This window comes from Pseudanabaena sp. 'Roaring Creek' (assembly GCF_001402795.1).
Classification (GTDB): domain Bacteria; phylum Cyanobacteriota; class Cyanobacteriia; order Pseudanabaenales; family Pseudanabaenaceae; genus Pseudanabaena.
Genome location: NZ_LIRE01000678.1, coordinates 1 through 4685 on the forward strand (window position 1 = coordinate 1; position 4685 = coordinate 4685).

The 4685-nt window shown below is 44.9% G+C and carries 4 protein-coding genes; all 4 read right to left on the bottom strand.

The annotated features are described in order from the left end of the window. Positions 1–97: 97 nt before the first annotated feature. The 4 genes from AC805_RS18875 to AC805_RS18890 all read right to left on the bottom strand — a co-directional run bounded on the left by AC805_RS18875 (position 98) and on the right by AC805_RS18890 (position 4356). Positions 98–1264, bottom strand: coding sequence for a pyridoxal phosphate-dependent aminotransferase (locus AC805_RS18875; RefSeq protein WP_055076827.1), 1167 nt, complete (start codon positions 1262–1264; stop codon positions 98–100). An 88-nt stretch (positions 1265–1352) separates the two neighbouring features. Further along, a complete protein-coding gene (locus tag AC805_RS18880; RefSeq protein WP_055076828.1) occupies positions 1353–2297 on the bottom strand; it encodes an NAD(P)-dependent oxidoreductase in 945 nt (314 codons plus the stop codon). Positions 2298–2462: 165 nt separating this feature from the next. Further along, positions 2463–3482, bottom strand: coding sequence for a long-chain acyl-[acyl-carrier-protein] reductase (locus tag AC805_RS18885; RefSeq protein ID WP_055076829.1), 1020 nt, complete (start codon positions 3480–3482; stop codon positions 2463–2465). A 178-nt stretch (positions 3483–3660) separates the two neighbouring features. After that, positions 3661–4356: an aldehyde oxygenase (deformylating) gene (locus tag AC805_RS18890; protein ID WP_055076830.1), complete on the bottom strand. Its 696-nt coding sequence runs from the start codon at positions 4354–4356 to the stop codon at positions 3661–3663. Positions 4357–4685 lie beyond the last annotated feature (329 nt).

Below are 4685 nucleotides of genomic sequence, written 5' to 3' on the forward strand. Positions count from 1 at the left end.
TATCAGGACATAAAACCCAAGAGAGATGCGGCGCAAAGCGCCGCATCTCTCTTGGGTTTTATATGAATGCTGACAGCTATATAATGGGCTTAAAGTTTTAGAGTTTTGCCGCAAACTGACGAATGCGATCGCATCCTTCGCGGATTGTTTCTAAATTGGTCGCATAGGACAGACGAATACAATGATCCAGACCGAAGGCAATTCCTGGAATAACCGCAACTTGAAATTCCTCCAGAAGTTTGTCACAGAAATCTAGGGATGGCATTCCAAAGGATTTGATGCTGGGAAATAGATAAAAAGCGCCATCGGGTTTTGGACAAGTAATGCCTGGAATAGAAGTCAACAGGTCGTACATCACATCGCGGCGTTCGGCGAAGGCCTTTCGCATCGTTTCTACGCATTCTTGAGAATCATTGAGGGCAGTCACCGCACCATATTGAGCAAAGGTACAAATATTTGAGGTGCTATGTCCTTGAATGATCGTAGCCGCCTTAATGATATCGGGCGATCCCGCTAAATAACCCACACGCCAACCAGTCATCGAGTAAGCCTTGGCAAACCCACTACTAATTAAGGTGCGATCATACATCGCGGGACTGACTGAAGCAATGCTGATATGAGATGCACCATCATAGAGAATCTTTTCGTAAATCTCATCCGACACGATATAAACATGGGGATGCCGCTCCAAAACCTCAGCTAGGGCATGAATTTCCGCAGGAGAATAAACCATCCCTGTGGGGTTAGAAGGCGAATTGAGCACAAACAACTTAGTTTTAGGATTGATTGCCGCTTCCAACTGTTCTGGCGTAATTTTGTATCCAGTTTCTTCAGTCGTAATCACAAATACTGGTGTCGCCTCGGCAAGCTTTGCCATTTCGGGATAGCTCACCCAAAAGGGCACGGGAATAATTACTTCATCTCCCTCGTCAAGGATAGCCATCATCAGGTTGTACAGCGAATGCTTGCCGCCGTTGGTGACGATGATCTGCTCGGGCTTATAAGTTAATTGATTGTCGCGTAAGAGCTTGGCAGCGATCGCTTGTTTAAGCTCAGGGATGCCAGCGGCGGCAGTGTAGCGAGTCTTACCTTGATCGAGGGCGAGCTTAGCAGCAGCTTTGATATGGTCGGGCGTATCAAAGTCTGGTTCGCCAGCACTAAAGCTACAAACATTAATTCCACTAGCCTTCATTGCCTTAGCTTTTGCGTCGATCGCTAGAGTTAAGGAAGGCTGAATATTACGAAGTCTTTTTGCCAGTTGCATTTTTTCTGGAGGAGCGGAGGCATCTTTACGGGATAGCTTCGCATTGTATCAAAGCATACTTGCCAGAGTTTGATAGATTTTTAACAATTTAAGATTTACGGTCAAATAAATTATACGCACGAATCATGGCTTGTGTGCCTTGCTCTGCTCCCTGCCCATCATCCATCTGACTGACCTTTTGGAAATTTTGCATAGCCAAGGCGATCGCTGGTAGAGCTGCGGCAAAGTCTTTGGCGATCGGCGAGTTCTGGATCTCGTCTGATTCTTGGTGAATTTCTTGGCTAATTTCTCGAACGAGCCGCAAGTCCTTGAGCATATGTTTAATTGCAAATCCTGCTTGATAATCGCCCTTGGCAACCTTCATACCCAGATTAGTTAACGCCCATGAGCCTGCCGCACCACTGCCACAGACATCTACCACTAACTGCGGATCGACACCCATTTTCTCCGCTATCTGCATTGTCTCGCAGAGAGCCAACATATAGACCGACACAAGGGTTTGATTGCAAAGCTTGACCGCTTGACCGCTGCCGATCGCTCCACAATATTTAATATTGCTACCCATCGCTTCAAATAAGGATAGATATTCTTGCAAATCTTCGGTATTGCCACCCACCATAAAGGTTAACGTGCCATTACGAGCGCCCACATCTCCCCCAGACACTGGCGCATCTAAAAAGCGCAACCCCCTTTGCATCAGCGCATTACCAATTGTTTTCGCCGCCTCGCTACCGATCGTACTAGTGTCAATAAATAGTGCATTGTTCTTGACAAAATGTATGGCTCCTTGTTCGCCAATGAGAACTTCTGTAACGTCGGGGACATCTCCCAAACAGGAAAACACCACATCGGCATCGCTGACTGCTTCTGACAAGGATTGGGCGAGAGTCCCCCCCACACTGGTAAATGAGGCGATCGTGGGGCGATCTTGCGAGCGATTCCAACCCAATACGGAATAGCCGCGCTTCACAAGATTGGCGGACATCGCTCCACCCATAACACCCAAACCCAGAAAAGCTATCTTTTGGATCATACGTAGATAATTGCTCAAAGCTTTATAAATTTACAGTGCTTTCAGTGCTTTCAGTGCTTTGTACCTGAAACCCAAAGATGAGTGGCGGCGCTTCGCGCCGCCACTCATCTTTGATTTAATTTACTGGATTAAGCCACACTTCAGGGAATTGCGCGAAGCTAATTATCAATTGATGAGCGGTCTAAATCCGTGCTTGATAGACACCTCACCAATTTTGTCCATACTTTCAATGCTGATTTGGTTTCTTCCCCATGAGAAATTAGTATGCCAACCTTCAAACTCTAAAAGCATTGCCTCGGCAAAACAAGCAAAAAGTTGGCGGGCAGGAGCAGTCATATTGACGATTTTCATGATTTTCCAATCAATATCGAGGCTATGCTCGACGATACCACCATCGATTACATGGACATCTTCTTCATGAACGAGGGTTGACATATTTTTAGGATAGCCACCATCGATCAATATGCAAGGGCGCTTGAGAGTTGTGGCATCGATCGCCATACCCTTAGCCATACTCGCTACCCAAACGATAATATCGGACTGGGGTAGGGCTTCCTCAATATCTAAAACCTTACCTCGACCGAGCTGTGCCTGTAACTCCTGCAAACGCTCTTGATTGCGGGCAACGAGGAGTAACTCCTTGATGTTAGTTCTCGCATCGAGCCAACGACATACAGCGCTACCAATATCTCCCGTGGCACCACAAACGGTTACCGTCGCTTTTGCCAAGTCAATACCAAATTTGCGACTGGCTTCTTCGATCTGGCGACAGATGATATAAGCCGTGTGAGTATTGCCCGTGGTGAATCGATTGAATTCCAGTTGAATATTGCGGACGCTCGACATCTGACTGAGGTTAAAATTCTCGAAAATAATTGAAGAAAATCCCCCCAAAGCCGTGATGTCCACATCATTTTTTTGGGCTAGCGCCATCGCGTTGAGAATCTTGCGAATAGCAGTTTTAATTTTGCTGCCAGCTAGCATCTCTGGCAAAAAGCAGGATTCTACATACAAGCCTTCAATTTGTTGACCTGTTGCACTCGTAACTTTGATGCGATCGACAATTTGGGGCGGGGCGCTACACCAAAATTCCAAACCTTGATCGGCATATTCGGGATAGCCTAATTCCCTTGCTACAGACTGAGCGTGTTCAAGACTTGTCAAATGCCCTATAAGACCAAACATCGATTGCAGTTACCAGTTTTTTATTAGCAATTAGCTATTAGCTATTAGCTGTTAGCTTTTTTTATTTAGAATTTTTAGAAATATTAGAAATAATTATTTCTTTTTTGAGAATTTTGAGAATAAAGATGATTAGCTGTTGGCAATTAGCTAGAAGCTAACAGCTAACAGCTAATTGCTACTAAGCAGCGACCAAACCCATGGCTGACATTCTCATAATGTCGCGGGTGTTGAAGCCAATTTTGCCAAGACTTTCGCCATATTGAATCATGAAGTCTTCAACCAAAGCTTCTTTTTCCATGCCAAGGACTTTGGCATCGGTTTCCACTTGGTTCAACATTTTCCAAACTAAAGGTAAGTTTTGACGGTTAGCTTGCTCTAAGGTAGCTTTGGAGTCTTCAAAATGATCTTGCAACCATTCTTCGCCAAAGTTAAGATGCAAATATTCATCTTTGACTACACCCTCGGTGATCTTGCGGGCAAAAGGATCGGCGACGGGAATATAGATGTTATAGGCGGCGATCGCAAAGCACTCAATAATTAGTGATTGGATCAACAAACAAGTAACGATATCCCCTGTTGCAAAGGCTTTTTGGAAATTGTCATGCAATTCAGAAAAGAATTTTTCTGCAAAATCCATGTCAGGTGTGACGTTAAGATTTTTGCCACAGGCAGTAAAACCTTTTTTATGACGATCCTCCATTTTGGCAAGTCTATGTAGTTCTTCATTAAATTCGGGCATTAGCTCCGCAAGTTGGAGATAGTTGCTGTGCGCCTCAGCTTCGCCCTCAATGACGATCGCATTGATCCGACTGTAGGCATCGCGATAATTTTCTGTTTGATAGTCAATCGCTACAGCTTCGAGTGTTTGCCCCATGTTTTGCCTCTTTAAATATCCCTGCTCAATAAAAGTTAATCTCTAGCTATTTTATGCTAAGTAGCACAGTGCAGTAAAAATTAAAACCCAGAAAGGTACAGGGTCGTTTCTCGTTGCCAAGCTACTTATTTAATTGTGCCTAGCAATTTACAGCTTTCTAAGCTAAGGGACTTGTGATTTAATGAAGTACCAAATGTCAAATGTAAAGCCAGAATCGTTGGGGCGGCGGAGCCGCCCCAACGATTCTGGCAAGTCTGGATTTCTCGCAAGTCCCTAAGTACCTCAGCATAATTAAAATCCTAAGACCTGCGGCGCACGCTGTGCGCCGC